Source organism: Ureaplasma rhincodontis (assembly GCF_057537535.1).
Genome location: NZ_BAAKAX010000001.1, coordinates 317,575 through 334,191, shown reverse-complemented (window position 1 = coordinate 334,191; position 16,617 = coordinate 317,575). Strand labels below are relative to the sequence as shown.

The 16,617-nt window shown below is 27.5% G+C and carries 17 protein-coding genes and 1 other RNA gene; 16 read left to right on the top strand and 2 right to left on the bottom strand.

Annotation, left to right across the window (positions count from 1 at the left end; genetic code table 4):
• The 7 genes from AC27EK_RS01525 to AC27EK_RS01495 all read left to right on the top strand — a co-directional run bounded on the left by AC27EK_RS01525 (nucleotide 1) and on the right by AC27EK_RS01495 (nucleotide 6,086).
• Entirely contained in the window at nucleotides 1–621 is a 621-nt protein-coding gene (locus AC27EK_RS01525) for a F0F1 ATP synthase subunit B family protein (protein WP_487231595.1), read from the top strand.
• Nucleotides 621–902 carry a F0F1 ATP synthase subunit delta gene (locus AC27EK_RS01520; protein WP_487231594.1) on the top strand — a complete coding sequence of 94 codons (282 nt, stop codon included), beginning with the start codon at nucleotides 621–623 and terminating at the stop codon, nucleotides 900–902. Before AC27EK_RS01525 ends, AC27EK_RS01520 begins: the two co-directional genes overlap by 1 nt.
• A gap of 17 nt (nucleotides 903–919) precedes the next feature.
• Complete coding sequence (gene atpA, locus AC27EK_RS01515) at nucleotides 920–2,524, top strand: F0F1 ATP synthase subunit alpha (protein ID WP_487231593.1); 1,605 nt, start codon at nucleotides 920–922, stop codon at nucleotides 2,522–2,524.
• Between the two features lie 2 nt (nucleotides 2,525–2,526).
• Nucleotides 2,527–3,273, top strand: a complete 747-nt coding sequence (locus AC27EK_RS01510; protein WP_487231592.1) for a hypothetical protein — start codon at nucleotides 2,527–2,529, stop codon at nucleotides 3,271–3,273.
• Nucleotides 3,266–4,156: an ATP synthase F1 subunit gamma gene (atpG, locus tag AC27EK_RS01505; protein ID WP_487231591.1), complete on the top strand. Its 891-nt coding sequence runs from the start codon at nucleotides 3,266–3,268 to the stop codon at nucleotides 4,154–4,156. The genes AC27EK_RS01510 and atpG overlap by 8 nt, the downstream gene beginning before the upstream one ends.
• Nucleotides 4,157–4,260: 104 nt before the next feature.
• Nucleotides 4,261–5,667, top strand: coding sequence for a F0F1 ATP synthase subunit beta (gene atpD, locus AC27EK_RS01500; RefSeq protein WP_487231590.1), 1,407 nt, complete (start codon nucleotides 4,261–4,263; stop codon nucleotides 5,665–5,667).
• Nucleotides 5,667–6,086, top strand: a complete 420-nt coding sequence (locus AC27EK_RS01495) for a hypothetical protein (RefSeq protein WP_487231589.1) — start codon at nucleotides 5,667–5,669, stop codon at nucleotides 6,084–6,086. The genes atpD and AC27EK_RS01495 overlap by 1 nt, the downstream gene beginning before the upstream one ends.
• Before the next feature lie 47 nt (nucleotides 6,087–6,133).
• Here AC27EK_RS01495 and glpK read toward each other — a convergent pair whose 3' ends face one another.
• Together glpK and def are read right to left on the bottom strand one after the other, a co-directional pair.
• Entirely contained in the window at nucleotides 6,134–7,630 is a 1,497-nt protein-coding gene (glpK, locus tag AC27EK_RS01490; protein ID WP_487231588.1) for a glycerol kinase GlpK, read from the bottom strand.
• On the bottom strand, nucleotides 7,630–8,211 hold the full coding sequence (gene def, locus AC27EK_RS01485; RefSeq protein WP_487231587.1) for a peptide deformylase: 582 nt from the start codon (nucleotides 8,209–8,211) through the stop codon (nucleotides 7,630–7,632). The genes glpK and def overlap by 1 nt, the downstream gene beginning before the upstream one ends.
• Before the next feature lie 77 nt (nucleotides 8,212–8,288).
• Here def and gmk point away from each other — a divergent pair, with 77 nt between their 5' ends.
• The 9 genes from gmk to ssrA all read left to right on the top strand — a co-directional run bounded on the left by gmk (nucleotide 8,289) and on the right by ssrA (nucleotide 16,604).
• The gene (gene gmk / locus AC27EK_RS01480; RefSeq protein ID WP_487231586.1) at nucleotides 8,289–8,867 is read left to right on the top strand and encodes a guanylate kinase; all 579 of its coding nucleotides are present in this window, start codon (nucleotides 8,289–8,291) and stop codon (nucleotides 8,865–8,867) included.
• The gene (gene rsgA, locus AC27EK_RS01475) at nucleotides 8,857–9,729 is read left to right on the top strand and encodes a ribosome small subunit-dependent GTPase A (RefSeq protein WP_487231585.1); all 873 of its coding nucleotides are present in this window, start codon (nucleotides 8,857–8,859) and stop codon (nucleotides 9,727–9,729) included. The genes gmk and rsgA overlap by 11 nt, the downstream gene beginning before the upstream one ends.
• Nucleotides 9,730–9,824: 95 nt before the next feature.
• Complete coding sequence (locus tag AC27EK_RS01470) at nucleotides 9,825–10,685, top strand: hypothetical protein (RefSeq protein ID WP_487231584.1); 861 nt, start codon at nucleotides 9,825–9,827, stop codon at nucleotides 10,683–10,685.
• Nucleotides 10,686–10,697: 12 nt separating this feature from the next.
• Nucleotides 10,698–11,258, top strand: a complete 561-nt coding sequence (locus AC27EK_RS01465; protein WP_487231583.1) for a hypothetical protein — start codon at nucleotides 10,698–10,700, stop codon at nucleotides 11,256–11,258.
• Entirely contained in the window at nucleotides 11,242–11,595 is a 354-nt protein-coding gene (locus tag AC27EK_RS01460; RefSeq protein WP_487231582.1) for a hypothetical protein, read from the top strand. Before AC27EK_RS01465 ends, AC27EK_RS01460 begins: the two co-directional genes overlap by 17 nt.
• A 42-nt stretch (nucleotides 11,596–11,637) precedes the next feature.
• Complete coding sequence (locus AC27EK_RS01455; protein ID WP_487231581.1) at nucleotides 11,638–12,861, top strand: DUF1600 domain-containing protein; 1,224 nt, start codon at nucleotides 11,638–11,640, stop codon at nucleotides 12,859–12,861.
• On the top strand, nucleotides 12,848–14,602 hold the full coding sequence (locus AC27EK_RS01450) for an MSC_0882 family membrane protein (RefSeq protein WP_487231580.1): 1,755 nt from the start codon (nucleotides 12,848–12,850) through the stop codon (nucleotides 14,600–14,602). Before AC27EK_RS01455 ends, AC27EK_RS01450 begins: the two co-directional genes overlap by 14 nt.
• Nucleotides 14,602–16,182 carry a formate--tetrahydrofolate ligase gene (locus tag AC27EK_RS01445; protein WP_487231579.1) on the top strand — a complete coding sequence of 527 codons (1,581 nt, stop codon included), beginning with the start codon at nucleotides 14,602–14,604 and terminating at the stop codon, nucleotides 16,180–16,182. Before AC27EK_RS01450 ends, AC27EK_RS01445 begins: the two co-directional genes overlap by 1 nt.
• 111 nt (nucleotides 16,183–16,293) lie before the next feature.
• Nucleotides 16,294–16,604, top strand: a transfer-messenger RNA (tmRNA) gene (gene ssrA / locus AC27EK_RS01440).
• The last annotated feature ends 13 nt before the right edge of the window (nucleotides 16,605–16,617 follow it).

Below are 16,617 nucleotides of genomic sequence, written 5' to 3'. Positions count from 1 at the left end.
ATGAAAATGTCTTCAAATTTAAAGAAGAAAATAATAATTAGCACTATTGGTGTATTTTCACTTTTAACTCTTATCTTACCTACATTAACTTCATGTAGTGGAAGTATAGAAGGTGTTAACCCACCAGCTATTATTAATAACGTATTCCCTAACCTTTGAGTATTCGTTGCTCAAATCATTTCTATGTTAATTCTATTTTCAGCAGTTATGTTCTTGGCTTGAAAACCAACAAACAAAATGTTAGAAAAAAGAAGAGCGTTTATTCAAAATGAAATTGACGAAGCAACTAAATCAAAAGAGTTAGCACAAGCTGAATATGAAAAAGCAAAACAATTAACAGAAGCATCAACTGTTAAATCAAAACAAATGATTGCAGAATCAAATACAAAAGTTTCAAAATATGAAAAAGCAGAAATTGCAAGAGTTCATGAAGAAACTCAAAAAATGATTTCAGATGCAAATAAAATAATCGAAAAAAATTATGAAAAAGCACAAAAAGATCTTGATAAACAAATTATAGAAATGGCAATGAAAACTACAGAAGTTTTACTTGATAAAAAAGTTACAATTGCTCAAGATAAAAAAATGATAGAAGAATTCATAAAGGATCTTAAAAAATAATGGCTACAAAAACAATCAAATCAAATAATTGATCTGATGAGTCTATAAATTATCAAGGAAAAAAAATAGCTTTAAATATTACTGTTGCTAATCAAATTGAAACTAAATTGGTTAATGAAACTGCAGCAATATTGTCAAAAAAATATAACTTTACTCCAGAACCTATTAATCTTATTGAAGATAAATCAGTTCTTGGTGGAATGAAAGTTGAATTCGATTCAAAAGTTATAGACGGAACTTTAAAAGCGCGTTTAAATAAGATTAAGAATAATATTCACTAAGAAAGGCTAATTTATATATGAAAAACTTTGATTTAAATAAAGTTTCTAAGAAATTTGATTCACATCTAAATTCAGCTACAGAAAAACGTTTTTTTAAAGAAGAAGGAACTGTTCTATCTGTTGAAGATGGTATTGTAACAGTATCTGGATTATCAAGCGTTATGATGAATGAATTAGTTTTGTTTGAAAATAATGAAAGAGGATTGGCCTTCAATTTAGAAGAAGATACTGTTGGTATCATTATGCTAGATTCATATGAACATATTTTTGAAGGAAACAAAGTACAAAGAACTGAAAAAATCTTTGAAGTACCAGTGGGTGATAACTTTTTAGGAAGAGTTGTTGATGCTAATGCTAGACCAATTGATGGTAAGGGCGAAATAGATTCAGCAGACTTTTTCCCAATTGAAAAAATTGCGCCTGGTGTAATGTCTAGAAAATCAGTTCACCAACCTTTAAAGACAGGTATCTTATCAATAGATGCTATGTTCCCTATTGGAAAAGGTCAAAGAGAGTTAATTATTGGGGATAGACAAACTGGAAAAACAACAGTTGCAATAGATACAATAATTAATCAAAAAGATAAAAATGTTAAATGTATTTATGTAGCAATAGGACAAAAAAATTCTACAGTTGCCAACTTAATTACTGAACTTAAGAAAAATAAAGCAATGGAATATACTACAGTAGTTTCAGCTACTGCTTCAGATTTGCCATCTTTACAATATATAGCTCCTTATTCTGCAACAGCGATTGCTGAATATTGATTATCTAAAGGTGAAGACGTATTAATAGTATATGATGATCTATCTGCACATGCTGTCGCTTATAGAACATTATCATTGTTATTAAAACGTCCACCCGGCAGAGAAGCTTATCCTGGTGATGTTTTCTATTTACATTCACGTCTTCTAGAAAGATCATGTAAATTGAATGAAGAAAATGGTGGTGGTTCAATTACATCATTACCTATTATTCAAACTCAAGCTGGAGATATCTCGGCTTATATTCCAACTAACGTTATTTCTATAACTGATGGTCAAATCTTTATGATGACATCATTATTTAACTCAGGACAAAGACCAGCTATTGATGCAGGATTATCTGTATCTCGTGTTGGTGGTGCTGCTCAAGTTAAATCAGTTAAGCAAATGTCAGGTTCTATGAAATTAGGTCTTGCTAATTATAGAGAACTTAAATCATTTAGTCAATTCGGTTCAGAATTAGATGAAATGACAAAGAAAAGCTTATCAACTGGTGAAAAGATTCAAAAATTATTGATTCAAAAAATTCATGAGCCTTATTCATCATCTGAAGAATCAGTTATATTATTTGCCATTAAAGAAGGGTTCATTGATTACATCAATCTTGAACAAATAATTGATTTCAAAAACTACTTATTAAAAGAAGTTAAAGAAACTAGATTATGAGCTCAGCTTGAAAAAACTCAAGAATTTGACAAAAAAGGCAATTGATTAGCATTTAGATATTTCTTTAAAGATGTTATTAAAGATTTCTTTAGAGAAATAAATTACAATCCAACTGACAAAGCAGAAATCAAAAAGTTAGAAGAATTAGAAAATATCAAACCAGAAGAAGAAAGAGCTTATAAAGGAATTTAATTATGGAAAAAAACAATAAAAAATTTAAACATTTTTTACCATTAACTATTTCTTTGTTTATAACTATTGTTTCTCTAATAGTTGTTAGTGCTTGTTATGGTTTGGTAAATAATGTATACAATCAAGTATATAAAAGAATTAGAGCTTTCAACTCAGCTTTAGAAAATGCACAGAAAAATAAATTAACAGAATTTACAGTTACTGATCCTTTAACAAAAAATGATTTGTTGAAAACTTATAGTATTGTTAATTCAACTCCTTCTTCTACTGCTCAAGCTCCATTTATTAAAAAAGGCGACTATGCTTGAACTACGAAGTTTAAAACTGCTGATTATCCTCACCCTGTTGTTGTTTCAGATAATGAAATCTGAGCATGACTTTCAACTCCAATCGCTACAAAGAAAACTTTGAAATTAACTGAAGCTGATAAACAAAAAATGCTTGCTAATAAAACAGATCCTAATTGAGATATTATTTCTTCATATAGAGATTTAGTTAACTTTGTTCCTTATAGAAATGTTCAAGCTATTGAAAACTTAACATTCTTAAGATCTGAGAGTTCTGCTTCAAATTCATCAGGACCACAAAGCGTTGGTGGTAAAAAACTGTCATTAACTGTTTCTGCTACAAGCGGGCTATATACTGGTGGAATTATATTTATGTCTATTACTGGATTTAGTTTAATTTATCCAGCATGAGTTTTAGTTCTTTTTGTGAAAAATAAAAAAGCAGCAAAAAATAATGGCTAATTTAAACGAAATAAAAAGAAAACTAAACTCGGTAGATTCAGTTAAGAAAATAACACATGCTATGAATCTAATAGCAACTGTTAAACTTAAAAAACAAAGAGATCTATTTGACAATGTTAAAGATTATTTTCAAACATTTTATGCAATCGTTGGTTTCTTATTAGATGATGAAGAAACTGATATTGAAGAACTAGATATTACTAGTCGTAAAAATAAAACTTTGTCAATTAATATAAACTCTACTATTGGTTTATGTGGAGCTTACAACACATTATTAAATAACTATATTTATAAAAAAACAAGAATTAATAATGACAAAATTATACAAATTGGTAAACAAGGATATAATTTCTGAAATGTTCAACACGAAAATGAATCACCAATCATTAAATACTATGAATTTAATGATATGAAAGTTCCATTTAGTGCTTGTTTGAATATTGCTGATGAAATTTGAAAACTTTGAGTTGATAAAGAAATAAACAAAATCGAAATCAATTTTATGAGATTTATCAACGTTATGGTTTCAAAACCACAAACAATTGAATTATTACCTTTTGACAGATCAACATTAGATAATTTATCATCTGATTTAAATTTAAATGAATTTGAATTTTCTCCAGAAAAAGATGAATTGTTAATTAGTTTGATTCCTGAGTATTTAGCTACAGTTATCTATGGTGCTCTTATTGAAGCTAAAACTTCTGAATATGCTTCAAGAAGAATGGCAATGGATGCTGCTACTAAAAACTCTGATGAACTATCTTATCAATATAAATTACAGTACAACAATGCAAGGCAAGAGCAAATTACTAATGAAATTATAGAAATTGTTAGTCCGCTTAGTGCCATGAAGAAAAAATCAAAAAAAGAAAAAAAATAAAAGAAATTAATTAATATTTTAAAAAACAAGTTTAATCGATTATCGAATAAAGAAATTTATTCACAAAATAAATATTAATAAATTAAAAGTAAAGGAAGTAGAATATGAATATTTCAAAAAACGGAAAAATTGTTCAAATTCTTGGTCCAGTTGTTGACGTTAAATTCTTTTCTGGTGTTACTCCTCTTATTAATGATGCTCTTGAAACAAATAATTCAAAAAACGAAAAAGTTGTTTTAGAAGTTGCAGAATTAATTGGTGATAATACAGTTAGATGTATTTCAATGAATTCAACTGATGGCCTTAAAAGAGGGCAAGAAGTTATAAACACTCAAAAACCTATTATGATGCCAGTTGGTGAAGCAGTATTAGGTAGAATGTTTAATGTCGTTGGTGATGTTATTGATGGCAAACCTGCACCAAAAGGTGTTAAATATAGACCCATTAAATCTAAGCCTCCAAAACTTGAAGACCAAACCGGAGAAACCACTGTATTTGTTACAGGAATTAAAGTTATTGATCTATTAGTTCCTATTGCAAAAGGTGGTAAAGTTGGTTTATTTGGTGGTGCTGGTGTTGGTAAAACAGTTTTAATCCAAGAATTAATCCATAACGTTGCTAAAGACCATGGTGGTTTATCAGTATTCGTTGGTGTTGGTGAAAGAACTCGTGAAGGTAATGATCTATATCATGAAATGAAAGACTCAGGTGTTCTAGATAAAGCGGCATTAGTGTTTGGACAAATGAACGAGCCTCCTGGAGCTAGAATGAATGTTGCTGCTAGTGGATTGGCAATTGCTGAAGAATTTAGAGATTCATCAGGACAAGATATATTATTATTTGTTGATAATATGTTCAGATTTACTCAAGCTGGTAGTGAAGTGTCTTCATTATTAGGTAGAATGCCTTCAGCTGCTGGATACCAACCAACATTATCTTATGAAATGGGTAATCTTCAAGAAAGAATTACTTCAACAAAAAGTGGTTCAATTACTTCAGTTCAAGCTATTTATGTTCCAGCTGATGATTTAACTGATCCAGCTCCTGCAACGACTTTTGCTCACTTAGATGCTAAAGTTGTTTTAGATAGAAAAATTGCTTCTTTAGGATTATTCCCAGCGATTAGTCCTCTTCAATCAAGTTCTATCTTAATGAACCCTGAATCAATTGGAGAAGAGCATTATAATGTTGCTTTCTCTGTTCAAAGAATTTTACAAAAATATGAAGAATTACAAGATATTATTGCAATTCTTGGTATTGATGAACTTAGTGAAGAAGACAAGAAAATTGTTTTCAGAGCTAGAAAAATCAGAAACTTCTTATCACAATCACTACACGTTGCTGAAGCATTTAATGGTGTTCCAGGTGTTAGTGTTCCATTAGAAGAAACAATTAAAGGATTTAAAGCAATTGTAAATGGGGAATGCGACCATTTACCTGAACAAGCATTCTTATATGCTGATACATTGCAAGATGTATTTAATAGAGCAAAAAAACTAGAAGCTAAATAATGAGCAATACTTTAAGAACTAAAATCATTACACCAGATAATGGTGTTATGTTTGAAGAACAAATTCAAAAAATTCTAATTTTGACTACTGAAGGTTATGTTTCTTTACAACATAATATCATGCCCATGGTATGTAGAGTATTTCCTGGTCCTGTAAAGATTCATTTAGAAGATGGCACAATGAAAGCCGGTTATTGTACTGGTGGTATTATTTATCATGATAATATGTCAAGTACAAAGCTTATGGCCACTCATTTTGAATGAACAAATGAAAATCATACTATTGAATCAGTTACAAAAAAAATAAAAGAACTTGAAAAAGAACTTGAAGGTTTAACTCCAAGTACTAAAAACTTCATTATTATTAAAGATAAATTAGAAACTAATAAATTATTATTGAAAGCTTTAAAACCTTTTTAATATTGCAAACAAAAAAACCAGAGAACTGGTTTTTTATTTGTACTATTTTATTCTTTTCAATCAACACTTCTATTTAAAGCTTTGTGTCATTTATCAACAAGTTCTTTTTTGTTTATGTTCTTTTTAGGATTGTAAACAATCTTATCTGTTTTTAAAGAACATATTTCTTTTATGTCTTTTCAAAAACCAACAGAAAGTCCTGCTAAATAACTAACGCCAAGAGTTGTTATTTCGCAATCTTTTGGTTTGATTATATTTGTTTCTAGAATATCAGATAAAAATTGAAGCATGTAAGTTGATTTTGAAATTCCTCCATCAACTTTCATTTCCTTAAATTTAATTCCCAATTCTTTCTCAAAAGTTTCAATTAAGTGATTCACTTGAAAGACAACAGAATTAAGTGCACTAAGGATAATGTCTCCCTTGCTTGTTTCTCTTTCAATACCAATAATTAGTCCTCTTGCTTTAGTATTTCAAATAGGGGCTCCTAAACCAGTAAACGCCGGAACAAAATATACATTTGTATTATTAATCTTTTTAGCATAATAGTCACAATCTTCATATGAATCTATTAATTTAAGATTATCTTTTAATCACTTAAGAGTAGTTCCGGCATTAAAAACCGAACCTTCAACACAATAAGTAATTTCATCATTAATTTTTCAACCAATAGATGTTGTTATCTGATTATTAAAGAACATTGGTTTGTTTCCAATATTGATTGAAGTAAATGATCCTGTTCCAAAAGTTGTTTTAATATCATTTTTTTCAAAACAACAATGACCAAGCATTGAAGATTGTTGATCTCCTAAAACTGCTTTGATAGGAATTTCTAAATTAGTTTTATTGAATATTATGTTTGAATCACAAACTCCAAAATCATCTAATGAATCTTTAACTTCTGGAAGAATGGATTTATCTATTTTAAAAATATTTAATAATTCATCATCTCATTTAAGAGTATTAATGTTGTATATCATTGTTCTTGAAGCGTTTGAAACATCTGTTAAGTGTTGTTTATAATTTGTTAAATTTCAAATTATTCAAGAATCTATAGTACCTATCATTAGGTTATTTGATTTAAGTAATTCATCAGCTGTTGCAACGTTGTCTAGTATTCATTTTATTTTAGTTGCACTAAAGTATTCATCAACAAGAAGGCCAGTTTTCTTGTTTATAAGTTCTGAATACCCTTCTTTTTTCAATAATTCACAATAATCACTTGTTCTTCTATCTTGTCAGACAATAGCATTATAAATGGGCTCATTAGTTCTTTTGTCTCAAGCAACTATTGTTTCTCTTTGATTAGTAATGGCGATTGATGCAATGTCTTTAATTAAAACTTTGTTTTTCTTTAATACATTTTTAATAGTTGATAATTGAGATTGTCATATTTCTACAGGATCTTGTTCTACTCATCCGCTCTCTGGACATAGTATATCTATTTCTAATACAGAGATATCAACTATGTTTCCATTCTTATCAACAAGAGAACTTCTAAGACTTGTAGTTCCTATATCTAAAGTTAAGATGTATTTACTCATTAGTTAACTTTCTTTCAGTTTTCATCAACATATTGTTTATTAAAAATATTTATACGATCATAATATAATTTTCCAAACATATGATCAATCTCATGTTGTAAACAAATAGCATATAGACCATCTGCTTTTATTTCTATTTCTTTTTCAGTATAAATATCAACCGCTTTAAAGTGTATAGTTTCAGCTCTTGGAACTATTCCGCTTTTATCCACCTTAACAGATAAGCAGCCTTCTCCGCTTGGTAAATAACTTTTATTGTAAGAAGTTTCAATAATAACAGGATTTGCAAATAGCAATTCTCTTTCAATTCCTTTTTCATCATCAAAATGAACATAAGCAACTTTTTTCATGTAATGGACTTGTGAACCAGCAATTGCTATTCCTGGTCTTATTTTGTATTTTTTGTCTTCATTTGCATATGACTTGTCTACATATGAAACCATTTTTTGGATATACTCTATATCTTCTTTGTTTAGAGGAAATTTCAATTCCTTAGAAGTTTCTCTAATTTTTTTATTAGTATCAAAGCATAATCAATTAGAATTCGGTTCTAAATTATTATTTATAAATCTTTTTTTCATTTACTATTCTCACAATCTATTACTTATCTTATAATTTTATATAATAATTACTTGAAATGTGAAAGAAGAAATCATTTATGATTAATAATAAAATTATTTTAATTAGTGGACCAAGTGGAGTTGGTAAAGACTCACTTATGAATTCATTAAAGAAATTTCCAGAACTTGGTCTTGAATACTCCATTTCAATGACTACAAGAAAACCAAGAAATAATGAAGTAAATAATAAGGATTATTACTTTGTATCTGAAAACGAATTTAAAAAGTATATAGATAATAAAGAAATGCTTGAATGAAATGAATTCTGCGGTAAATATTATGGAACTAGACACTCTGAAATTAAAAGAATTCTAAGTAATGATAAAAACGTTCTTATAGAAGTTGATGTTAATGGTGCTAAACAAATATTTGATCATTACAAAAATAATAATAATAATTTAATCTCTATTTTCATTCTTCCACCTAAAATAAGAGAACTCAAAAAAAGATTAAAAAATAGAGGAACAGAAGATAAATGCGTAATTAAAAATAGAATTAAACAAGCTAAAGGCGAAATCAAATTAAGCAAACTGTATAAATATTCAGTTGTTAATGATAAATTTGATGTTGCTTTAGAAGAAATAAAATCTATTTTAAAAAAAGAATATGAAAAATAATATAAAAGCAAAAATACTATCTTTCATTGGTGGTCTAATGTGTCTTTACATAATAGATACCAAAGAACAAATATATATCAAACCTAAAGGGATATTCAGACACGATAAACATGACTTGAAACCAACTGTCGGAGATGATGTAATTTTGTCTTTTATAAATAATGAATATAAACTTGAAAAAATATTAGAAAGAAAAAATTCACTAATCAGACCAAGGGTTGTTAATATTGATGAAGTGATTCTTATTCAATCCACTACAGAACCCAAGTTTAATATTTCATTAATATTAACTTATTTAATGTTTTTTGAGATTCATATTAATAACGTAAAAATAGCTTTTAGTAAATCTGATTTACTAAAAAACAAAGAGGATATTAAAGAATATGAAGAACTTATTAAGATGTTAAAAAATGATGGTTATGAAGTTTTTGATTTAAATAACAAAAAAGATTTTAAAAAAATAGTTAATGATTTGGAAAATAAAGTAGTTTGTTTTTCTGGAAATTCTGGAGTCGGTAAATCTACTTTATTAAATCGAATTGATAAAAATTTATTAATAAAAACTCAAAATATTTCTAAATCATTAAACAGAGGAAAGCATACAACAACTAATGTATCTTTAATTCCGCATAAAGACGGCTTTTTTGTAGATACTCCTGGGTTCTCAAGTATAGAATTAAATCAATTTTCAAAATCTACATTATCGAAAGGATGACACGATTTTTTCGAAAATCATGTTAAATGTAAATTCAATGATTGTTTACATAATAACGAGATTAAATGTGAAATAAAGAAGATGGTATCTGAGAATAAAATTAGTAAAGTTAGATACAATTTTTATATTAATTTAATAAACCAATAATAATGTAAAAGTTTATTTGTTCAAAGTGCTTTCTTGTGTTATAAAAGTAGTTGATAATATACATATATTATTATTTTTCAAAATAAGGAGATTAAATGGACTCTTTTAATAACCTCCAATTATTATTGGGGACTGTGACAAATCAAATTTCAATATCTCCATACACCGCATTTACTATGTATCTTACATTCGTAGGTACAATAATAATCGGGTGTGGGGCTATACCGCAATTAATTTTAGCTTTTAAATATAAAAAATTTGTTAATACTAATATTCCAATTTCTATTATTTTAATTGCTTGTTTTGCACTTTTTGGATCTTATGGAGTTGGTGTTACAATTTCAGGAGACAAAATGACGCTTCTTGATTTAACAAGCGGCAACGATTGATTCCATCAATTAGGTCGTATAGATTTAGCTTCTGGAATTAAAACTTCTTTAGTTATTTCATTACCAGACGGACTTCACAAAGTAATGACTAATGGAGAATGAGAGCATTTTCTTTCAAATCAAAATTTTAGAAATTTTGAAGAAATTAAAACTTTCGTATTAAGTCACACTGGTAATCCTACTCAAAATTGATCAGATGTAAAATTAACAGCTGTTCAACTTACTATGATATTACAGCACTCAAAAGTTTGATTGCATCAATTAGAAAATAGTTTCAATTTTGCTGGGGGAACTGTTTATGATCATATAGCTTATGAAATGGTTAATTGATCAAAACCTCTTGTATTCAATTTCTATTATGAAGGTATTTCAATTGCTATTGGTCAATATATTGGTTTAGTAACTTCTATTCTTCCATTAATAGTTAGATGTGTTTGAAGACTGAGAGCAAAAACTCTAGGTATAACACCAGATGAATATGAAGAACTAAAAATTAAATCTGCAATGAATAATTTCCATCAAGCCTTTATTACGGCTTATGATGAATATTCAATGTATAGAGAATAGAAAGGAAATAAAATGAATTTTGAAAGTTTTATTAACGGTAATTTTAATTTACCGCCTGATATGTCTATAATTAATGAACCATTTAATTCTGGTATGTTTTCACTAAATCCATTATATGGTCCAATTCCTATGTGAAGTTTTATATTTGTAATGATAGCGGCGTTTTTGATACCTATATCATTTATGCCTCTTGTCGTTAGTTATTTAAGAACTAAAAATACATCGACTACAACCCATAGTTATTGAATAATAACTATTATTGGTTTTATTCATTTGTGTACGTTCTATGGAATGTTGATGGTTAGAGAAGGTCAAACAATCTATACAATAGATGGCACAATCGCTACTCATCATTTTGCTCAATTACAATTCTGTTTTGTATTTGCATGTGAATTTGCTTCATTAATAATTTGTGTAGTTTTATATGCATTAAAACTAAGAAACATTCGTAGAGCAAAAAGAATTGGTTCTACAGAAGCTGATTATTGTTATCATTTAGAACAAGAATTATATGCTTCAAATTCAAGATCAAGTGTTAAGAAAGTGTTTGAAAAATATGAAAACAATATTTAACCTTAGCCGCCGAGCTTTAACTGAAACCGAAGTTCAATTACAAGAATTTAAAAAAGATAGTGATTTTAAAAAACTTAGCAGAAAGCTTTTCTGACTTTATTTTCTTCCTTTTCGTTTCAAAAAAAGAAGAAAAAATATATTCCATGAATACTTAGATTTTATTTTAATCAAATTTGAAAAAACAGATTTAACAATGGAAGAAATCGAAAACTATTCTTATGCATTTTTAAATACACTTGTTTGAAAAAACATAAGACTTGCTGTATTAATGTTCGGAATAATAATTGGAATTATTATTTGTGCAATAACTACAGGCCTTGTAATATATTGACCTTAATATTTCAAAATATTTATTTATTGTTATAAAATAAATATGATTATGAAAAAAACTACCAAAAATTATTTTCAATCGTCTAAATTTGTGTGTTTTGATGAATTAATAGATCAAAAGACCTATACGTATCCAAAGCTAATTAACTTATCAATTGGCTCTTTTGTGTTATTTATAGTTTTTTTGATCTTATTTATTTTAGGATTTAAAGATTCTTATTCTTCATTATTAGACACTCCTATTTATATACAAACATATAGATCAATTGGCGTGTTTGCCATAATGTGATATCTTTTTTTCTCTATATGATCTTTAAAAATTGGATATCAAATATTTAAATACAATAAAGAAGATAAATTTAATTATTCATTATTATTATCGTTCATTCCTATAAATTCTTTATTTAATGCGATTGTTCTTTCAACTAGAATAGATGCAATGATTTATTGAAACTGACTTAAAAATTTATTTAAAAATGATTTAGAGTTAGGAAAAATAAATTCTAAAGATAGTGTTGATTACAAACTATACATGATTGTTTTTATAATAATGTCTCCAATGTTCTTCTTTACATGAGCTCCAGAAAGTGGCAATTTACATGATCGTTTAAATCCATTAATGACTCAAAATGAAATAATGCATATTACTCTTAAATACTCAATTTGATTTGGTTCATTACAATACTATACAGTTCAAACAAATCTTTTATGTTTAATATACGTAGTTTTATATTTAATTAATCCTAAATCAAAGATATTTAAAAATAATACAGCATTAATATGAACAGTTTCATATTTATTAGTAGTAGCAGTTACTTATGATCTTGCTTTATTACCGTCTAATGTAGCAACTGGCTCTACAAAAGACTGAGGAACATATGATTGATTTAAGACAGTGTGAGAACACATTGTTAATCCAATTGCCTATTGTGGTGTTGGAATTTATATGTTATGTAAGAGATCTAAACAAACAAGCAATAAAGATTGATTAACAACTTTAAAATACGGTTTAATAATACCTTCAATTTATTTAATATATGCATCAGCGGTTTCATTTATAAGTGCTCAAAGTGTTTACTCCTGGGCAACAAATTTAAACCCTAATTTACAAATAGACAGTTTGTTTAAAAATGGTAAGCCTGAGTTAATATTATTAATATTAGCTTATTGATTCGTTTTTGTTGGAACTATAACAGGAATGTGGGCTTTACATAAGCAAGCATACACTAAATATCTAAGCGGTGATAGAAAGGAAGTGAATGTCAAGAAATAATAAAAAGTTTAATGATAACAATTATAAAAACGAAATAGGAGATCAATTTAATGATTCTTCTAATTTTGATAATGATTACTTTAAACCAAGTCAAACTAAATTCGATGTAAACGAATTCTATACAGAAGAAAAAATTAAAGATGTTTATGACATTAATGAAAATGATGATTATTACCAAGAAGCATTAAATAAAATTAATAGCAGAAAAAATGCTAATAATTATGAACAATTTAACCAAAACTTCAACCCAAATCAAAATTTTAACAACAACCAAAATCCCAATTTCGATCCTAACCAAAACTTTAACAACAACCAAAACTTCAACCCAAATCAAAACTTTAATCAATTCCAAAATTCTGGAATGAATCAAAACAACCAAAACTTCAACCCAAATCAAAATTTTAACAACAACCAAAACTTTAATCAATTTCAAAATTCTGGAATGAACCAAAATTTTAATCAATTCCATCCAGGAATGAATCAAAACAACCAAAACTTTAACAATAACCCATACAATCAAAATTTAACTACTCAACCAAACGACTTTAATATTCAAAATGGATTTAATCCTCAATTCCATCCAGGAATGAATCAAAACAACCAAAATTCATATCCTCCACAATATTATTATCCTCAGCAATATCCAGTTGCACCTCCTCCTCCACAATATCAACAAGTTCCAGTGATGGTTCCACAATATATATATCAACAACCACCACAACAGAATACTAATCAAAACAACCAACAACCCCAATACCAACCAGGTCCTATTATTATTCAAAATCATATTCCTGATAATATGAACAACAACAACAATAATAATACCAATCAAGAAAACAACCAAAACAATCCAAATAATCAACAACCCCAAAATGTTGAAAATAATAATGTTGTTCAAAATCAAACTACAACAAACACTGAACCAGATATTCAACTTTCAAGAGAAATACCAGCATATATTGCTTTTGAACGTAAGAAAAACACATTTTGAGTTTTAATTTCTTTCGTATTTTTATTGGCATGCTTATCTTTCTTAGGATTTTTAGTTGTTGCTGATACATTACCTACAATACAGAACTCAATTTCAATAGGAGCTGCTAATTGAATTAACACAAGCTTTGCTTTTGAAAGTATTGGTTATTATGTATTAGCTTCTCTTTCAATAGTATTTAGCGGATTATGTTTCTTTAATAATGTTGCATTATCTTCTTCAGTTAGAAAAGAAATCAAAAGAATCAGTATTCAAGGATTTGATTCAACCAAAATAAATGGTTTTGTTAGAAGAACATTTAAAAAATATATTAAGATGAATATAAACCTAAATTGATTCTGCTTTGGTGCTTATTTCTTAACAGGACTAGCAATACTATTATCATTTGTTGTATTTTATTTTCTAGATACGAGCGTTCCTTTTGGAACCCTTGTAGCTATTAGACCCAATCTTGATAAAAACTTATTACAATATATTGTAATTGGTCTGGGTTCATTTGCTGGACTTATCTTTATGTCTCATTGTATATTGTCTATTACTAATGGAATTAGAAATAGATTAATGCAAGATACTTATAGTGTCGAGATATTTACAGAAGAACAAATAACACTAATTAAGAAACAAACACATAAAAGAAATGGAATTATTCTTTTAGTAGTTGCGATAATAGTAGGTATTTTCTTCTTAATATTATATTTTGCAAAGAAAACTATTTCAACTGGTAAAAGTGTAGTTGTATCAGCTAAATAATGAAAAAAAATATATTAAACATAATTAAAAAACATAATTTACAAATATCTGATTTTGATTTATATACTTCAGAAATTTTAAAAATAAAACAAATCAAAAACCAAAACAAGAATTCGAAACTTGTTTTGGTTTCTGCTATGAGTCCTAATAAAACAGGAGAAGGCAAAACAACAAATCTAATAGGGATAGTAGATGGTTTGAACGCTTTAAATCACAAAACTATTGGTCTTCTTAGAGAACCTTCTATTGGTCCTGTGTTTGGTATGAAAGGAACTGGAAGTGGTTCTAATAAAGCTCAAATAGTTCCTCATGACAAAATCAATTTGCATTTTACAGGAGATCTTCACGCTATAACAACTGCTAATAATTTAATACAAGCAGTTATTGAAAATGAAATTTATCAAAAATCTGATTTGAATATTGATCCAAACAAAATAATGTGAAATAGATGTCTTGACATGAATGATAGATCATTAAGAAGCGTTTCATACAATATTAACAAAGAAACAATAATCAATTCAAGTTTTAATATTACAGCGGCTTCTGATCTTATGGCATTGTTTTGTTTAGTTTCTTCAGTTGAAGAATTTAAAGAAAAATTATCAAATACTATAATTGCTTATAGTAAGGATGATAAAGAAATAAAAATAAAAGATTTAAAAATAGAAAATAGTATTATTAAGGTTCTTGAAAGTGCTTTTTATCCAAATCTCGTTAGCACTTTAGAAGAGAATCCTGTTATAGTACATGGTGGTCCATTTGCAAATATTGCACATGGAACAAGTTCAATAATCGCAATGAATCAAGCTTTAAATTTATCAGACATTGTAATAACAGAATCTGGATTTGGTGCAGACTTAGGTTTAGAAAAATTTATGAACATAGTTTCTTCTTCATCTAAGAATATTCCAAATTTAATTGTTTTAATGATTTCATTAAAATCAATTATTGATCATTCTGATATTTCTTTAAATAAAAAAGAAATGATTGAATTAGGTTTTCAAAATGTTTTATCTCATATTAAACATATTGAAAATTATAATATTGATTTTATGTGTGCTATTAACGCCAGAGCTGAAGATGATCATGAATCATTAGAATATCTTAAAGAATGTTTAAATTCAAACAATATTGATTTTGAAATTTCTAATGCTTGAAAAGAAGGTTCAAAAGGAACTATTGAATTATGTAAAGTTATTAATAAGAAACTTGAGACTTCTTCAAATGATAAATTTAAACCTCTATATGAGTTAAAAGATTCTATTGATTTTAAAATAAATAGAATAATCAAAGAATCATATAGAGCATCTGGTGTTGAATATTCTGAAGAAGCAAAAGAAAAACTTTCTAAATTAAAAAGAAACAATTACTATGTTTGCATTGCCAAAAATCCTTATTCTTTAACTTCTGATCCAAAAATTTTAATAACTCCAAAACAAGAATTTAAAATTTATATATCGGATATAGAAATTAATGAATCAGCCAATTTATTAATTCCAATAACTGGAAAAATATTTAGAATGCCAGGTTTAAATAAGACTCCAGAAGCTAAAAATAAAAATATTTTAAAAAATAATTAATTTAAATATATAATTAAATTGTTAGCAGGTGAGTGGCTCCGACTTGTCGTCCACACACAGTCCAAAATATTGCCGCCTTTTTTAATATAGGTGGCTTTTGTTTTCTCTAACGGGGATGTCACGGTTTCGACAGGAATTAGGAATCTTAAAGTGCAGTGGGGTTTGCCCCTTATAGCTCGAGGTTTTTTTTAAATGCAAAAAACAACAAAAACACAAATGAAATTTCTTCATTTGAAATCAACCAATTTGCTAATGCAAATGGTTTAAGCTTAAACTTTTAATAAGAATAAGTTTATTTTTTTAAAAATATAATTAGTTTATATTTGAATTTCAAATTTGCTAATTTAGAAAAATTAGATAAACTGTAGACCTTTACTTGGAATTGTTTTTGGAAAGGGGTTCGACTCCCCTCATCTCCACCATATCTTATTAATG